This window comes from Hyella patelloides LEGE 07179 (assembly GCF_900659865.1).
Classification (GTDB): Bacteria; Cyanobacteriota; Cyanobacteriia; order Cyanobacteriales; family Xenococcaceae; genus Hyella; species Hyella patelloides.
Genome location: NZ_LR213781.1, coordinates 38,729 through 56,294, shown reverse-complemented (window position 1 = coordinate 56,294; position 17,566 = coordinate 38,729). Strand labels below are relative to the sequence as shown.

The window sequence follows — 17,566 nt, the reverse complement described above, 5'->3', positions numbered from 1 at the left end:
CTAATATTGTTACTGGTGTCTTGATATTTTCTGCAACACTTTGACGAACTAGATATTCTTTGTCAATGGCTAGTCTTTCTAACATTTTTATTGATATATTTGGATTTTTGGCTACAGATGCACGAACTCTATAATTGCGATCGGTGGCAAATTGTTCCAGTATTGTTACTGGTGTCTTGAGGTTTTCTGCGACACTTTGACGAATTAGGGAGTCTTTATCCGTAGCAAGTTGCTCTAAGATCACTAAAGATGTATTCGGGTTTTTGGCTATACTTTCATCAAAAGAATAACGTTCTTGATTAGCAAATTTACTAATTAAATAAGTTGGTATATTGGGATTTTTGAGTAAACCTCGACAAACTAGATAGTTTTTATCGGTAGCAATTTGCTCTAATGTATTTAATGATGTACTAGGATTTTTTGCCACATAATAAAGATATTTTTTTTGATTGGCAAATTGAGAAAGTATATGTGCTGGTGTATGGGGATTTTCTGCGATAGTTTGACGAACGAGATTATTTTCATCAATAGCAAGTTGAGAAAGTATATGTGCTGGTGTATAGGAATTTTCTGCGATAGTTTGACGAATAAGATTGTCTTTATCTGTAGCTAGTAATTCTAGTATTTTTGTTGATGAATTTTTGTTTTTGGCTACCAGCAAACGAACTTCTTTATCATTATCAAGTGCCAGCTTTTCTAAAATATTATTTGGAGATTGCTGATTATAAGCTACACATATTTTATATTCTCTATAATGAAATATATGTGGCAAGATAAACTCATATAAATTACCCAAAAATCGCTCATCTTTTTCTGTATGTGTATATCGATTAAAATGTTTTTTAAGTATTTTATGAGCTGTCTCATGCCATTGTGAATTGATTTCACCTGATAAATTAACATGAAGTTGGGATGATTCTGCTATTTCTTTGTTTTCATGCTTTGCAGCATACTCTAAGATAAATCGAGGAGTATCATGTTGTAGAACTAAACTAAATAAAGTCCTGACTGGTAGCTCTCGAACAAAATTAGGGTTTTCTAAATATAAAAGATTAAAAGTAGGATTAAATAGTAAATCTTGAGGAAAATATTCACCTAATTGAAACAAAACTTTTGTTGGTGTATTGGGATTATTAACTAGAGCTTTTTTGAATTCTCTATCGTAGCGATGATTCAAATATAATTTTTTTAATAACTCTGGTGGTGCTGCAACATTACTTGCTACTATTTGCGCTAAAGTATCGCTTTGTAAGGCTAATTTGGTTAAACGTTCGGGCGAAGTAGTTTCCGATCGCGCTTCTTGTTGTAGATTAAAAAGTTTATTATTATCTGCTTCATTCATGATTTATTTTATTATTAGCTTATTGTAAAAAATTATTAGCTAATTAGAAGTAAAAAAAGAGAGCGGAATTAAAAGCATAATTCTTTATTAAAAAAATATTGATAATTTATTTTTGTAATTATAATCTGGCTTTTCTGTGAAAATTGGATATACAGTAATATAATATTATATTTTAGATTTTCTGCGATCGCAAAATAGCTATTTCACAGATCGCTTTAATAAAAACACCAAAATTTAAACTAGCAATATTTTTTTGCTTATTTCAAGAAGATTGATACTTTTCTAAGCTTTCTTTTGCTGTAGCTCGGACAAAACGATTACAGTCTTTTGCTAAGAAATAAGAAATTATCCAAAATAAAAGCCTATAGCAATATTTATTCTCTTTCCTATCCTGCTTTTGAGAATTATTTTTGTGATTTTCTCTTGCCATATGTAATATGAAATACAAATAAAAATGCTACAGATAAATATTCCCCAAATCCCTAATTCCCTAATTCCCTAATTCCCCACGTCACTCATTTGTAGCAAACATTTATAGATTTCATATAAGGAATATATGGGCTTGTTTTTATCTGAGGCTTAAACTTTAGAGATTTTCTTGGAGTCAATTAATTATTCACAACCAAGCAATCAAATGATTTGATTCTTTCCTTCTGCTTTAGCTCGATACAATGCCATGTCTGCAAATTGATATAGAATTTCTAAACTATTGCCGTCTACAGGATATTCTGCTACTCCTGCACTAAAAGTAACCTGACAATCTTCTTCTTGCACAGTAGTAAACTCTTGTTGGCGAAAAGCTGCTAAAAACTCTCTGAGACGAGAAATTACAGCATCTTTATTCATATCATATAAACCAAGAATAAATTCTTCTCCGCCCCAACGAGCAATTACATCTTCACTACGAAATTCTTGCTTAAGCAATTGTCCCAATCTACGTAAAACCCGATCGCCTGTCTCATGACCAAAATTATCATTAATTTGTTTAAAATCATCGAGATCGATCATTACAAAGCACCAATGTTTATCTTGACGCTGGGCAATGCGTAATAATCTGGTGAGCCTTTGTAAAGAAGCACGTCTGTTGGCAATTCCTGTTAAGGGGTCAGTGTCTGCTAGCTGACGACGGTAACGCTCTTTATCTAAACGGTTAAAAATACGAGCTAAGAGTTCTTCTTGAATAATGGGAAATGAAATGTGATCGTCTACTCCCACAGAACAAATTTGCTGGATGGTTTGAATATCATCATGGGGAGAGATGATTAATACTGGTAAGTGACACCAACGAGGATCGTTACGTACTACCTGACACAGTTCAATTCCACTGACACCTTCCATTTCTAGTTGAGCAATAATTAGATCGGGATTTGATTGTTCTAAAACATCCCAAAATTGACCAGCATCTTGTAACGAGACGACATCAAAACCCCAAGGTAATAGCAAATCTGCGATCGCATTTAGATTTTCTTTTTGGTTATCAACTACTAAAATTTTGGCATCAGGAAGATTTGACTGTTCTAAAATCGAAGCCACTGTTTCCATCGCTTGAGTAGGCGATACTGGCTTGGTCAAAAATCCTTTTCCCCCCAAACGAGCTACTTCTACTCTATCGGCAAAGCTTTCTCTCGCTGTTAAGGCAATTACGGGAATATTGAGCTGTTTTGCGTTTAATTCTTGTAGTAGTTCTAAGCCTCCATTATGGGCTTCAGGAAAAGATAAATCCAATAAGATGGCATCAGGTAGGTTCTCAGCGATCGCTTCTCTGGCTTGAGATAAATTTCCCGCTACTTGAGCTTCAATCCCCCAGGTTATTGCTTCGGAAACCAAAGCTTGAGTCAAAGGAAAGTCATCATCGACAATCAATAATTTATATTGGGGGGGAAGAGCCGAATAGGGCATATGTTCCTCATCGTTACCAAAGGTCATACTTTCGCGATCTGAATCAAGAATAGGTTCAGGAGGAGAATTAATTTGAGTTAATAGTATAGTTAATAGTTTGTCTAATCGATCGATAACTTTGTAATCTTTATGGTTATAGGATTGTAGTATAGTTTCGATTTCAGAGCAAATTTGTGAACTTTGTGTATACCCAAAACTACCTAAAGAGCCTACTAAAGTGTGTGCGGTATGAACTGCTTGTTTTTGTAAATCTATACTTAGGGTGTCTTGTTTTATTGCGATCGCTGCTTCTTGTAACAGGTCTATGCGATCGCGATATTGTGATTGATACTTCTGCCATATTGCACTCAGAGTATCGTTACGAAAATTAACTGCCTTTGATGATGATACAGAAGTCGCCATCATTAGAGATTGAGTTTTGTGCCGTTTTTTGGTTGTCCCTTGCTGGAGAGGCAATGGTTCTTTTTTTAAGCGATATCCCAAACCATATATAGTTTCTATCATGTTGGGATCGATTCCTGCTTTTCTGAGCTTTTGTCTCAAACCTTTAATTTGAGTCCGTACTGCATTTTCTGAGGGAGACTCTTCCCAAGACCAAATTTTTTCAATTAGAGAACTCTGACTGAAAATGCGTTGAGGATGGCGTAAAAATAATTCTAATAGTGAGTATTCTTTGGCGGTTAGTTTAAGCGGTTTTTGCTTGTGGTTTACTTGACAATTATTGGGGTCAAGAGTTAGTACTCCCCATTGTAGTACAGGAAGTAAAATATCATTCCCTCTGCGAGATAAGGCTCTAATACGAGCTAATAATTCTCTGACATCAAAAGGTTTTACTAAATAATCGTCAGCACCAGCATCTAAACCTGCAACCTTTTTCGTGATGTTGTTATGGGCCGTCAATAATAAGATGGGAGTACGATTTCCTCGATCCCTTAACTGCTGGCAAACTTGAATGCCATCTAATTCTGGTAATGCTACATCTAGTAAAATAATGTCGTATTCATAAGATTCTGCTAATTCTAGCCCTTCACAACCATTATTAGAACATTCTATGATGTACTGCTTTTGTCTAGTTAGTTTGTCTACAATCAAGTCTGCTAGACCTTCATCATCTTCTATTAGCAGAATTTTCATAGTTTAAATAACACAAGAAAACATTTACTTTAAATATTTACTTTATATAGTAGCCTTAATCACTCAAGGCTAAAAGCAAAAAGTAAATTATTCGCTAATAAATAAATTAATAATTGTTTTTTCTTCGTTGTACCTGATTTTAGTTAGGTATAGGCTAAACTTGTTTGCTACTAATTTGCAGCGTGACATATTGTAATAGTTTAAGTGGCTTTAATTGATAGCATCAAAGTATTCAACAACAAGTTATTTTAGTCTTTAAGAGAACATAAGTCACAGATGATCTCGATTCCACTTTATATTATCCCATTTATACGAAGATGCGATGGGTACAAGTCCCGTTTAGTTTGGGACGAAGATGGGACGGGATTCCGCACCCAAGAGTGACAGAGACAGCACAAACCTTTGGTCAAATTCAGTCAGCTTTTCTATTTAGTAAAAATTGTTTTCTAGTTAATTGAATATTGAAATATTAAATTTTTGGACTCTCCATTAATTGTGATGTCAAACTATTAACCCGAACGAAAATAAACCCGATACTTTAGTGATTTTTCAAACTAATAGAAATACTTAAGAGAAAAAATAGCTCAAATCATTACTCGGTCATCATTGTCAACAAAACATAGCATAGTAATAACGGAAGAGTCAATTTCTGTAGATAATTAATATAATTAATCAGGATTGTTTGGTAACATTTATCACAAAAGAGGATAAAACTTTTTCACAATTTATATATTTAATTATATATACTTATTAATTGAAGAAATATTATATATTAGATTTGGAGCAAGTTTCAGATTATTATAGAGCAACATATTGACGTATGGATTTAACTCCCGCTTTTCCCACTTTTATCGTTACTCTAAGGGAAGGTTTTGAAGCAGCCTTAGTAGTAGGAATTGTTATGGCTTGCTTACAAAAAGCACAACAAACAAAACTATATTCTTGGGTTTATTTGGGTATTCTGGCTGGTATCTTGGGTAGTGTAGGGGTAGCTATTTTGCTAGCTAATACAATGCAAGGTTTAGAAACCGCAGGAGGCGTTTACGCACCAGTAATTAAACAAATATTGGCTGGTAGTTTTGGCGTAATCGCGATCGCGATGCTCAGTTGGATGTTAATCTGGATGAGTCTACAGGCGAAATCTCTCAAGGGAGAAGTCGAAAATACCATTGATGATGCTCTCAACAGTCAGAATGCAGGAAAAGCTATCTTTGTCGTAATTGCGATCGCTGTTTTAAGAGAAGGTTTTGAAACTGTACTGTTTATTTTGGCAAAATTCCCACAACAATTGACTTTACCTACTATAGGAGCGATCGCAGGATTAAGTTTAGCAGCATTTTTGGGTTGGTTACTGTTTGCTCTGGGAGTCAAAATTAATATCCGCCTTTTCTTTCAAATTATGGGGATTTTTCTGCTATTAATTGTTGGGGGTTTAGTATTAAGTGCGTTGTTTCATTTTGACAAAGCAATTACTTTATTTTCTCAGATATCTACTAATAATTGGTGTTTGGTAAATAGTGATTCTTGTCTATTAGGTAAGCAAGTATGGAATGGTGCAAATATTTTACCCGATCGGCAATTTCCTGGGATTATTTTGAAAGCTCTTTGTGGCTATCGACAAACCCTCTATTTAGGACAAATAGTTGCATATATTAGCTTTTTGATTATTATCGGTGGTGCTTATTTTCAAAGTTTAACAGGGCAATCTATCAAGGTAAAATTGCCAATGTTTAAGTTTAATACTCCTAAAAATTAAACCTTAATGTAAGTTAGGGTGGAGTGTGCCTCACCCTACTGCTTTCTATAATTTAGAAAAAGTTAACAGTACCTAATCCCTAATTAATTATCAAATAAATGATGATAGTGGCGATAAATCGAGAGATTTAAAGTCTTGGAAGAATGCTAAAAGTCTGGTTGCTATGGGATGAATACCAGCAGTAATATTAGATTCAATATTTAAAGGAATCACAGGATCGTGAAGAGACAAACGTAATAAAAACCAGCCATCTTCTTTCGGTGATTTACAAGTAATTCTAACGCCTTCATGATTATTAGGTACAATTTGCCAATCAGGTTGAGTAGTTGCAAATTCTTGAAGTTTAGTAATTACTTGATTGCCGTATTCTTGAAAATATTTGGTATTAATTTTTAAACGAAATTCTTGGCTTTCTGCTGGCTCTTTCAAATTAGCGATTAAATCAGTAATTAATTTATTTTGTAGTTTAGCTTTGGCTAATTCACTTAATAGTTTAGTGGCTAAATATGCTCCATCGTCGAGAAAATAGTTTTCTTTCATCGCTGCGTGTCCCGATGTTTCGATAGCTAACCATGATTCTTGATCTTGATTATTATTAATAGCGATCGCTTCATTGATAACATTCTTATAACCCCGTTTAAAACGGTGATGAACTCCGCCTAAATCTTGCTCGATAAATTGAGTCAAACCATCAGAAGTAATGGAATCTGTAACAACAGTTGAACCTGGATGTTCTTGTAAGACAATGGCAGAAATTAAAGCAATTAAACGGTTTCTATTTAACTCATTACCTAAACGATCGACTGCTGCAACGCGATCGACATCAGTATCAAAAATAATCCCAAAATCAGCTTGATTGGCTAACACTGCTTGACTAATAGAAGCCATTGCATCGGTATTTTCAGGATTAGGTATATGATTGGGAAAATTGCCATCAGGATCGAGAAATTGACTACCAGTAGTATCTGCACCTAAAGGTTTTAAAACTTTATCAACATAAAACCCGCCTGCACCATTACCTGCATCAACTACTATTTTTAAGCCTTGTAAAGGTTGTTCATAATTATTGGGATGATTGACAGCTTCTCTAACTTTATCGGCTAAATCCGAGCCATAGATAGTAATAAAATCACTTTTTATAATTTCTTTTTGCTCTGAAACTCGATTAAAATTATTTTCTTTTGCTAACTCTAAAATATTAGTAATATCTTTTTTTTCTAAGCCACCTTGATTACTAAAAAACTTTAATCCATTACGATTAAAAGGTAAATGACTAGCAGTTAACATAATCGCCCCATCGCAGTTAAAATCAGGATGAATGGTACTCATAAACATTGCAGGAGTAGAAGCGATCGCAAAATCATAAACCTGACAACCACATTCAGTAATTCCTAATGCAAGTAATTCCATTAAATCCGAGCCAGATAAACGGCTGTCTCTTCCTAAAGAAATGATTAACTCTGAACTTTCTTTGGTTAATTTATTACTCAACCAAGTAACAAATGATTTCCCTAAAGTTGCAGCAATTTCTGGTGTTAAATTAACTTCTTCTCCTGGGACTCCTGGTAAAGCAACTCCCCGAATATCAGAACCATTTTGTAATTGTTTCCAGTTAAAATTATTCATTGTTAATTGTTAGTTGTTGGTGATTAATTGCTACCGTAGAGACGCGATATATCACGTCTCTACCTGCTAGTTACTACTTTGATTCACTTTGCGCTCTTCTGCGACGACATCTATCAGAACAATACTTTACTTCATCCCAACATTTTTCCCACTTTTTACGCCAGGTAAATGGTCTTTGACATACAGGACAAACCTTTGTTGGTAGATCGGATTTTTTTCTTTGACGAGCCATTAGTTAAGTGAGTATTGAGACAAAATTAAAGTTACTGGTTAAGGCTAGGTAGCAGTTGATAGACAATAGATAAAACTTTATTTAGCTGGCACAATCAATACGGGACAAGAAGCTTTTCGGATCACACCTTCGCTGACGTTTCCCATTAAAGCTTTATACAAAGCACCATGACCGTGAGAACCAATAACAATCATATCTGCTTCCAGTTTTTTTGCTTCTTTAATAATAGTTTCGACCGTTGCTCCTTGAATTAACAGTGGGGTGACATCAATTCCTTTTTGTTCCAATTCTAAAGCTCGCTCTTGTATATACTGGTGTTCTCCCTTAAGAGTTTTGGCTCTCCAGTCTCTTTCGGATTGTGGCCCTGTACCATAACCGATAAAATCAGGATCGGGTGCAGCTACATGAATTAACCACAGTTTACTAGCAAAGCATTGGCTGATTGCTGCTGCTTTATCGATTACTAAGGGAGAAATATCAGAAAAATCGATCGCTGCTAAAATGTTTTTCAAGATTAATTCCTCACAGACGCTTCCGTTTCCTTCTCTATCTTAAAATTGGTATTGCTAATTCGAGATACTTTTGTTAATGAAACCTATTTTAATTGTGATTTGTGGTGCAACTGCTAGCGGAAAATCTAGCTTAGCTCTCCAATTAGCGCAACGCCTTTCAACAAGCATTATTAGTGCTGATTCTCGTCAAGTGTATCGTGAATTTGATATTGGTACGGCAAAGCCATCTCTTGCAGAACAAAAATTAGTACCCCACCACCTAATAGATATTTGCGAGCCTACTGAAACCCTAACCCTAGCAGAATACCAAGAACAAGCTCAGGCTTTAATTGCCAAGGAAAATATCTCTTTATTAGTCGGTGGTACGGGATTGTATCTCAAAGCCATTGTCAAAGGTTTAAAAATTCCTCGCGTCTCTCCTCAACCAGAATTGCGATCGCAATTAGCTAATTTAGGACAAACTCAACTTCATAGTTGGTTATCTCAAGTTGATGGTGTAGCAGCTAGTAAAATTCATCCTAATGATGCTGTGAGAACCCTAAGAGCCTTAGAAGTCTATTACGTTACAGGAAAGCCTATATCCGCACAACAAGGCGAAAATAAACCTACTTATCCTATTTTACAAATTGGCTTAGACAGTGAAACCAGTGCTTTAGATTATCGGATAAAAATCCGCACCCAGCAAATGATCGAACGAGGATTTGTGATTGAAGTAGAGCAATTATGTCAAAAGTATGGGACAGATTTACCCCTGCTAAACACTTTAGGTTACGCGGAGATTAAACAATACTTAGCAGGAGATCTTAATTTACAAGAAGCGATTTTTGAGACTATTTTACACACCCGTCAATTTGCTAAAAGACAACGAACTTGGTTTAGAGGCGATCGTCATATTAACTGGTTTAATACCAATAGTGACAGTTTATTAGATGATATCTGGCAATTGCTCCAAGATTTTCTAGCAAAACACCAGAATTAACCATCAGATTTGTTTTACTGTTTAACAGTGGTATTTCTCAAAGCCAGATACCAAGTAAACATTCCACCTATCAAAACAATCACAGCCAAACCTAAGATCACTGATTCTAAACCAAAATGGGCTTCTGCTTCGGCTGCTAATACTAAGGGTAAAGAAAGCGCAATATTTACTACATTATTTTGTAAACCGAAGACTTTTCCCCGCATATCAGGAGGGGTTTGGGATTGAATGGTGGTTTGCATGGGAATTCCAATCAATGCAGCAAAAGCACCCATTAAAGCTGTCATAGCTAGAGCTAACCAGAGGTTTTGAGTAGCTTGGGATAAACCTACTAAAGACAATGCTACTCCTATCGAGCCGACAAAGCTTAATTGAGCATTAGTAAATCTTTGTCCGAGATTACCCACAATAGCAGCACTCACTCCCATTCCTAACCCTGTAGTAGCCAGTAAAATACCAAATTCATCTGCGTCTAGTTGGGGTATTTTATCCGCCATGCTTACCGCTAACACTACTAAAGCAGCAAACACAGAAAACAACACTATCAATTGAATTAAAGCATTGCGAACTTTGTTATTTTTTCCCAGATATTGCACCCCTTCCCAGATATCTTGTAACGGATGGGATTCTGTTTGGCTTTGATCTTTTTTGGTTTCTTTGGTTTGCAATGCAATTAAAATAATACCTGCAACAGCATAAGCACTTCCTACCAAAACTTCTTTACCAATATTTTGAGGAAAACCCCAGCTACCTACTAAACTGTCTGCGATATCTAGTAAAGGCTCTCCCACAGCAAAACCAATAATCAGTAATGCCATCATGGTAGTAGTGTAAAGAGAATTGGCTGCGAGTAAATCTTGTTTTTTGACGATTAAAGGAATTACTGCTTGCTCTGCGGGGGCAAAAAACTGAGTTAAGGTAGAAACAAGAAAGGTAATACCTAGTAAGGTAGCAAAGCCCCAAGATAAATTACTTAAAATAGCTTTACCATCAGCCAACCAAAGTAAAAAGGGCAATATTAAGAGTAATATACCTCGAAATAGGTTAGAAAAGACTAAAACTGCCTTTTTTGACCAACGATCTACATATACCCCTGCTAATGAGCCAAATAATACCGCAGGAATCGTAAAAGCTATGGTTACAGGAGATACCCATAAACTAATTGGCTCTCCTGGTATCTGAAAAGTACTGGCAATAATAGCGATCGCCATTACCAAGTACACTTTATCTGCTAATTGGGAAAATATTTGTCCTCCCCAAAGAATCAGAAAGCGACTGTTCTGTAATATGGGTAAAAAACCGTTATTTTCGGTTGTTTGTTCGGATTTATCTTCTATAGATATAGTTAAACTGTTGTTCGCTTCGTTTAATGTAATATCTTCTCTTTCTTCTGGTTGTGATTCCGACAGACGCATTGATACTTATTTTCTTATGGTACTCGGCAATAAACTGAGGGGTTTATTGATTGTGGTAAGGGCGTAAGCCTTACGCCCCTACTACTTAATTACTGCTAAAACTCCACCAAGTATAAATTATCCACCAAATTGGCAGAACGAATTGATTTACCCAGGTGATGCTTTATATATTGTCGCAAAATTTGTTCGATTCGTATCCAAGCAGAGTCTATCGAAAGTGAGGTTTTGAGGTGAGATGGTAGTAATTTGCTCGGATTAGGTAGAGTATGCTTGCTTAAATGTTGCAAAATGCCTAACTCCACTGCGTTAATTTTGTATTGAATTGTCATTGGTGGAGCATTACTATCTTCGTCTTCTGGTGTCTCTATTTGCTGATTGGGAAATACTACCCCACCACTATCAAAACTAAATCCCCCTCGCCACCCGTCACTAAGCTCATTCAAAGAAACAGTCTTATTACTCACACAACAAGCTTGTACTTGAGGTGCAATACCCGCGATCGCTAGTAAATGAAAAACTCCCTGTACTATATTAGGATAGACATTCTGCTGTGGTTGTAACTTTTCAATCCGTCTGAGGTGTTCGTTTAGTAACTCGTATAATTCTGCTTGAGGTTGTTCATCTACAGCGATATAAACAGCCAATTCTCCCAAATACTGTGCAGAAGCTAAACGCCCTATATCTTGACTCAAACCAGGATAGGTATAAACAGTATCTGCTTGAATAATTTTATCGAGACTGCGCCCTTTTACGATCGATAACTCATTAATTACAAATAATTCTGTCCTCCCCCGCAACCTGGATTTAATCTTTTTCGCCCCTGGAGCAACTGCCTTTAGTAAGCCATAATCGGGAGTTAGAATCGTTACCAGGCGATCGTTTTCTTTGAGAGTTGCACCTTTTAAAATAATTCCTGTGGCTTTGTATTGACTAGAGCGATCGGGCATAATATTTGTAGCGTTGGTGATTTAAAGTAGGAAGTAAATAATAGTACGGTTTGTTGCTCTCTTGGTGCGTGTGTTCTCATGTCGCGAGGTTTCCTTGCCCCTCTTGTTTAGCCTTCGCGATTGTTAGTAACATTCTCTGATACTATTGGCGAAAGTAATCAATTAAAGATTCACACAGACTACAATTAGGATAAAAATTCAGAATCGAAAATTCGCTATTCTCAAAAGTATTTTCTCGCATCAAATATAGTTAATATGCAATCGACTGAATTTTCTCGGATAAAACTTGTGTTAAAAATTCATAACCTTGCTGATTAAAATGTACACCATCTTTGGCTTGAAGAAATCTAGAGTAGTTTGATTGTGATCTCATTAAAGACCATAGATCGAGAAAATGACTATTTGTTGAGTATGCGACTTTAGTAACAATCTTAATATATTGTTCTAAAGTTTCCATTGTGACAAAATTAGATTCAGGAAAAGCTTTTTTACGTGCAGATAGAAGCTTTTCATCGATGGGTGGCGAGCTAATAAGAAGCGTTTTTTGAGGTGTAATCTGCTCGACGATTGATATCAAGTTTTGTTCATATTCTTTGATATCGACACCTTTATTTTCACTAGCATCAGCAGTTCCAAGTAAGACTGTTACCAAGTCAGGACAACAATTTAAAACATCATTTTGTAATCGGTTTAGTGCGCCTCTGCTGTTATCTCCTCCAACGCCAGCATTGATAATAGTCCAACCTGAGAAAACTTGTTTAAGTCTGAGAGTAAGCTTTATTGTTCCACTAGAGTCTTTTTCTTTAGCCGTAATGCTATCTCCTAGACAAATTAGTTTAGGCATAAGTAGGATTTGACAAATTCAACACTTAATCGATTTTAAATCAGAAAAATCACATAGATTTTAGAGATACTCGATCGCAAATTATTTTTTCTGGACACGAAATAATAACCGATCAAACCTGAGAAATTGCCAGGCTAATTGCTGCTACTAAACTATCAATTTCTTGAGTTAAGCTCATGTAGTGAACGCAAGCACGAATACAGTCAGGATAAGCAATTGTTCTCAAGAAAAATCCTTGTGTTTCTAGATGATTGACTATCTGAAGATGATTTTTATCGGGGATTTGAAAAGATACTAAACCAGCTTCGGGAGGTGATTTTTTCAGACAGGAAACTTCTGGGAGTTGAGTTAAAGCAAACCATAAGTATTGACTTAATTGACGGATTCTTTGATACCTTTGGGTAGATGTTCCCCACTGTTGATGAATGGATATGGCAGCTTGTAACCCTTGATATTCGGGATAAGCAGAGGTGGCTACTTCATATTTTTGTCCGTCTGATTTCCAGTTTTGGGGTTGTCCTTGGGTATCAATATCAACTCCTCGCCAACCAATAAAGGTGGGGTGCAACTCAGCAAAAGCGGATTCACTAACATACAGCCCTCCTACTCCCGCAGGGCCACAAAGCCATTTATGTCCTGTGAAAGCGTAATAATCTACTGCCGATTCTGGTAAATTAAGGTCTAAAGAGCCTACAGATTGAGCAGCATCTACTAATACTTTTACTTGTTGTTTACTATGAGAATAGCTGTGACAAGCAGTAACGATCTCTTTGAGGGGTAATACTTGACCAGTATTCCACAGTAAATGACTAATCACGACTAGGCGAGTTTCTGGAGTGAGGTATTGCTGAATTACTGCTACAGGATCGCCTTGATTGAGAGTATCTAAAATTGGACAAATTTCGACTTTAACCGCAAAACGACGGGCAATTTCGTTAACTGTAGCGATTATCCCTGGATGTTCGCAATCAGTCATTAAAATCCTATCTCCTGGTTGCCATTGAATACCCCAGAGAGCAATATTACAACCAGCAGTCACATTTTCTGTGAGAGTGATACGGTCGGCGGTAGTTTTTAACTCTTCAGCGATCGCTTTTCTTAACAATGCGGTTTCTGATTGTAACCAACTATTAATTTGACCAGAAAAAGGGCCAACTTTTTGAATGTACTGGTGAGTATTTACAATAGCATCTAGGGATGCTTGAGGCATCGTACCTTGACCACCAAAGTTAAAATAAGTTTTATTAGCTAATCCGAGAAACTGCTGACGTTGTTCTTCGATAGTTATTTTTTCTGTCAGATTGCCCATTAAAATTAATCACTATGAGTTACTCACTCTTGTTAGTATATCTTGAACCTCTGCCTGATTTAGCTGTTTTATTTTCTCTTTTGTTGAGAAGTAATTTTATGACAATTCTTTGGTCATTGATAACGATCCAAAATCCGATACAGAGAATGTCATGATAATACTAACTGATGAACTGTTGCTGAATTATAAACGCTGTAGCCGTCGTACTTATCTGGAAGTATATGGCTCTCACGAACAGAAAGACCCCAAAAAAGAGTTTTTATTGAAGCTCAGGAAAGAAAATCAGCAACATATCCAAAATTTCATTCAAGAGCGATCGCTCAATCCCCAGAAACCAACCACATCATTTAGAGATTGGTCATCAAGGTATGAAGAAACTTTGGCTTTGATGAAACAGGGGGTCGATTGTATTTTTAAAGGGGTGCTATGTCTTAATTGGGAAGATTGGCAAAAGGGAATTACTAACGAAGAGTTAAAACCGATTAGTCCTCCAACTCTTACTATTTCCTCAGAGAATACTATTGTTACCAAGTCAATAAATCATGACCTGAATTTAAACCCCGATCGTCAAGAAATTACTTTGCTTGCTAACCCAACGTTACTAATTAAGCAACCAGGAAAATCAGTATTTGGTGATTGGTCTTATGTTCCCATTAGTATTAAGTTAGGTCGTCGTCCTAAGCCAGAATACAAATTAATTGGAGCATATCATGCTCAGATGTTAGCAATAGTTCAAGATGCATTTCCTGTCTATTCTTCCTTAATTTTACGCCAACAAAATGAATATTACGTTAACTTAAGTCACTGGTTAGATAGAACACAAGAAATTGTAGCAAACTGTCTAGAAATGTTATCTTGGGATGTAGAGCCAGAAGTATTTATTTCTCGGCAAAAATGTAGTTTATGCCACTGGTATAGCCACTGTTATCAAATTGCTAAAAACAAGCAACATTTGTCTTTAATCCCTGGAGTTACACCCAAACGCTACAATTCTTTAAAAGAGATGGGATTAGATGATTTAGACTTAATTGCCTCATCTAGCGATCGCATTTTAGGAAGGAGAATTGGACAAGATGTTGCCAAACAACTCCAGCAACAGGCTCGTTCGTTATTGCTAAACACGCCATTAATTAAAGCTAATTACGATTTAGATCATAGCTATCAACTACCTTCTTCGGCGATCGAATTATACTTTGATATTGAGGCAGAGCCAGATCGCAATTTAGATTATCTGCTGGGAATTCTATTGGTGGATAATACTAACAATACCAAAAAGTTTTATCCTTTTTTAGCGGAGAAAGCAGAAGAAGAAGAAAGAGTGTGGCGAGAATTTTTTGAATTTATAACTGACTATCCCCACGCACCAATATTTCATTTTTCTGCTTATGAGGTAGATACTATTAAGCGATTAGCAAGGCTCTATGGAACACCAAAAATTCCCACTAAAGCTTTAGTTTCTCGTTGTGTTGATTTACATTATTGGGTAACAAAATCTGTGATCTTACCAGTGGAAAGCTATTCTTTAAAATCTTTAGCTAACTGGTTAGGATTTGAATGGCGAGAAGAAACAGCCAGTGGCGATCAATCTGTTTGTTGGTATGATAATTGGTTAACTACTCAAGATCGTTCTTTACTAGAAGCTATACTTAATTATAATGAAGATGATTGTTATGCTACTTATTATTTGAAAGATTGGTTAGTTAAGTTTTTTTCAGAAGCACAGAAACATCAAGCCCTTTAATTAGTTATCATCTTATCAGTTACCACCTTATCAATAGTCGGTAGCTTTAGTGAATAGTTAACCATTTAAAGAATTTTAAGAAAATGCCAACAAGAAGATCAAAGAATAGTCTAAGATGAAATTATAACTCTTTATTCTTGTTTACGATTCCGTAATTTTGTTAAAAACGAGATAATTTTAAAATTCCTGATGGAAAATAATGCTCATAATAAAGGAAATATAGCGGGTAAGTTATTACTTTTCATTAGCTTTATTTCGTTGCTTTTAAGTTTGCAGGGTTATGTCAGAAAAAAGCCTTTTTATCAACCCGAAAATTACCCCTTAAGTACCAGGGGGACAGCACCTTTAGTAATGCAAGGAGGTGACCCTTATATTCGTGCTTTAATGAGGACAATTACCGCTAGTGAAGCCAATGTTAAGCAGCCTTATCATGTCATATACGGTGGTAGCCAAGTTACAGATTTAACAGACCATCCCGATCGGTGTATTACTATCACTGTTGGTATTAATAAAGGCAACTGTAGCACCGCAGCAGGACGTTATCAAATGCTAAATTTTGTTTGGGATGAAAAAGCAACTCGCTATCACCCCAATCCCAATGGTGTTTTATGGTGGAAAAAATATAGCTTTGAACCAGAATATCAAGATGCAGTAGTTCACGCTTGGTTAAGCGACAAGAATGCTTGGGGAGTCGATATTTCTGAATCCTTAAAAGCAGGAGAAATCGACTCTGTTTTGCGTTTATTATCAGGAACTTGGACGAGTTTAGGCTATGGAATTGAAACTAATTCTATGAGCCAATATTTACCCCAAGTTTATCAGAATATGTTGCAAGAAGAATTAAGTTGATTGGGGAATAAAGTGATTTTAAGATATTTTATCAAGAAAAATTAGAGTTAATCCAAATAAAGTTAAACTAACCATTTTGGTAATTTTTATGATACCGATAATTATAAAAATTAGTTCAGGATAATGTTTCCCAAATACTGTTTGTCTGGTAAATTTATCTTCTTCAACACCACATAGCAAAACTAGATTAGGATGCACCCCTAATTATCTAGTAGCACTTTATAAAACAATAAAATAAGTACTATTTCCTGTTGATTCAAATCAAAATATTTATTTGAGGATTGCTATATACTGCTAATTATATTTAAGTTTTCCAATGAAGAGAGAGCTTTGAAAAATCACCAAATACGGATTTAGTATTAGCTACTTCTATGAAATGCTGATTCTCCTAAAACTTTGGTTCTGGGGAATATGGGCTATGAAACTGTTAAACCCTGTAGAAACTTTAAAGGTCTTTTTTCATTGTTAGGGAGTTATCGTATTGACTGATAATCTCAAAACCAAAACGAAGATATAACCGAAATGCTGGATTGTCAGACGAAACACTTAATGATACTGCTGAGTAGCGATTTCTCACTTGTGAAAATAATTTAGTTAGTAATTTAGTGCCAATGCCTTGACCACGATATTTTGGTAACACCGCAATTGATAACTCAGGTGTACTATCGTTGATATATCCGTACCCTGGATTGCTACTCTTGAACACACGTAGCCACGCTGCTCCAACTAATTTCTGACTTTCTTCTAAAACTGCAATTAAACCCGTATCTTCATGAAGTACCCAATTTTGGACGTACTTTGCCAATTCTGGCTGAAATATAACATCTCTTGGCAGAGGATCGGCTTCAGGCGGAACATACAATGCCTGATAGAGCATTTCCCACAAAAAAGGCTCGTCAGTTATCTCAATTGAGCGAATTATGTATGACATTTTATCCACTCCTGCAAATATTTATCATACAAATATATCTAAGTAACTGG

General features: G+C 35.8%; 15 protein-coding genes. 4 read left to right on the top strand and 11 right to left on the bottom strand.

Annotated features, from left to right (window positions below):
* The 3 genes from H1P_RS04445 to H1P_RS04440 form a co-directional block, all read right to left on the bottom strand.
* The coding region (locus tag H1P_RS04445) for a HEAT repeat domain-containing protein (RefSeq protein ID WP_144864546.1) at positions 1 to 1,342 on the bottom strand (1,342 nt) is incomplete at its 3' end.
* Positions 1,343 to 1,604: 262 nt separating this feature from the next.
* Positions 1,605 to 1,772 carry a hypothetical protein gene (locus H1P_RS35755; protein ID WP_186375831.1) on the bottom strand — a complete coding sequence of 56 codons (168 nt, stop codon included), beginning with the start codon at positions 1,770 to 1,772 and terminating at the stop codon, positions 1,605 to 1,607.
* A 200-nt stretch (positions 1,773 to 1,972) separates the two neighbouring features.
* Positions 1,973 to 4,375, bottom strand: coding sequence for a response regulator (locus H1P_RS04440; RefSeq protein ID WP_144864544.1), 2,403 nt, complete (start codon positions 4,373 to 4,375; stop codon positions 1,973 to 1,975).
* Between the two features lie 820 nt (positions 4,376 to 5,195).
* On the opposite strand from H1P_RS04440, the gene H1P_RS04435 reads away from it, so the two are divergent.
* Positions 5,196 to 6,131 carry an FTR1 family iron permease gene (locus H1P_RS04435; protein WP_144864542.1) on the top strand — a complete coding sequence of 312 codons (936 nt, stop codon included), beginning with the start codon at positions 5,196 to 5,198 and terminating at the stop codon, positions 6,129 to 6,131.
* 90 nt (positions 6,132 to 6,221) lie between these two features.
* Here H1P_RS04435 and H1P_RS04430 read toward each other — a convergent pair whose 3' ends face one another.
* The 3 genes from H1P_RS04430 to H1P_RS04420 form a co-directional block, all read right to left on the bottom strand.
* Positions 6,222 to 7,757 carry a phosphomannomutase/phosphoglucomutase gene (locus H1P_RS04430; RefSeq protein ID WP_144864540.1) on the bottom strand — a complete coding sequence of 512 codons (1,536 nt, stop codon included), beginning with the start codon at positions 7,755 to 7,757 and terminating at the stop codon, positions 6,222 to 6,224.
* Positions 7,758 to 7,830: 73 nt separating this feature from the next.
* Positions 7,831 to 7,989, bottom strand: coding sequence for a DUF2256 domain-containing protein (locus tag H1P_RS04425; protein WP_144864538.1), 159 nt, complete (start codon positions 7,987 to 7,989; stop codon positions 7,831 to 7,833).
* 77 nt (positions 7,990 to 8,066) lie between these two features.
* The gene (locus tag H1P_RS04420) at positions 8,067 to 8,501 is read right to left on the bottom strand and encodes a universal stress protein (RefSeq protein ID WP_144864536.1); all 435 of its coding nucleotides are present in this window, start codon (positions 8,499 to 8,501) and stop codon (positions 8,067 to 8,069) included.
* Positions 8,502 to 8,577: 76 nt separating this feature from the next.
* On the opposite strand from H1P_RS04420, the gene miaA reads away from it, so the two are divergent.
* Complete coding sequence (gene miaA / locus H1P_RS04415) at positions 8,578 to 9,480, top strand: tRNA (adenosine(37)-N6)-dimethylallyltransferase MiaA (RefSeq protein WP_144864534.1); 903 nt, start codon at positions 8,578 to 8,580, stop codon at positions 9,478 to 9,480.
* A gap of 14 nt (positions 9,481 to 9,494) precedes the next feature.
* Here the strand turns inward: miaA and H1P_RS04410 are convergent, their stop codons facing one another.
* From H1P_RS04410 to H1P_RS04395, 4 genes are all read right to left on the bottom strand, one after another.
* Positions 9,495 to 10,895 carry an MFS transporter gene (locus H1P_RS04410; protein ID WP_144864532.1) on the bottom strand — a complete coding sequence of 467 codons (1,401 nt, stop codon included), beginning with the start codon at positions 10,893 to 10,895 and terminating at the stop codon, positions 9,495 to 9,497.
* A gap of 95 nt (positions 10,896 to 10,990) precedes the next feature.
* Positions 10,991 to 11,842, bottom strand: a complete 852-nt coding sequence (gene recO / locus H1P_RS04405; protein ID WP_144864530.1) for a DNA repair protein RecO — start codon at positions 11,840 to 11,842, stop codon at positions 10,991 to 10,993.
* Positions 11,843 to 12,092: 250 nt separating this feature from the next.
* Positions 12,093 to 12,686: a GDSL-type esterase/lipase family protein gene (locus H1P_RS04400; RefSeq protein WP_144864528.1), complete on the bottom strand. Its 594-nt coding sequence runs from the start codon at positions 12,684 to 12,686 to the stop codon at positions 12,093 to 12,095.
* Between the two features lie 112 nt (positions 12,687 to 12,798).
* Entirely contained in the window at positions 12,799 to 13,995 is a 1,197-nt protein-coding gene (locus H1P_RS04395) for an aminotransferase class V-fold PLP-dependent enzyme (protein ID WP_144864526.1), read from the bottom strand.
* Positions 13,996 to 14,146: 151 nt separating this feature from the next.
* On the opposite strand from H1P_RS04395, the gene H1P_RS04390 reads away from it, so the two are divergent.
* Together H1P_RS04390 and H1P_RS04385 are read left to right on the top strand one after the other, a co-directional pair.
* Positions 14,147 to 15,736, top strand: a complete 1,590-nt coding sequence (locus tag H1P_RS04390) for a TM0106 family RecB-like putative nuclease (protein ID WP_246141464.1) — start codon at positions 14,147 to 14,149, stop codon at positions 15,734 to 15,736.
* Between the two features lie 189 nt (positions 15,737 to 15,925).
* On the top strand, positions 15,926 to 16,585 hold the full coding sequence (locus H1P_RS04385; RefSeq protein ID WP_144864524.1) for a glycoside hydrolase family 24 protein: 660 nt from the start codon (positions 15,926 to 15,928) through the stop codon (positions 16,583 to 16,585).
* Between the two features lie 445 nt (positions 16,586 to 17,030).
* On the opposite strand, the gene H1P_RS04380 is transcribed toward H1P_RS04385, so the two are convergent.
* On the bottom strand, positions 17,031 to 17,516 hold the full coding sequence (locus H1P_RS04380) for a GNAT family N-acetyltransferase (RefSeq protein WP_222426923.1): 486 nt from the start codon (positions 17,514 to 17,516) through the stop codon (positions 17,031 to 17,033).
* Positions 17,517 to 17,566: the final 50 nt, after the last annotated feature.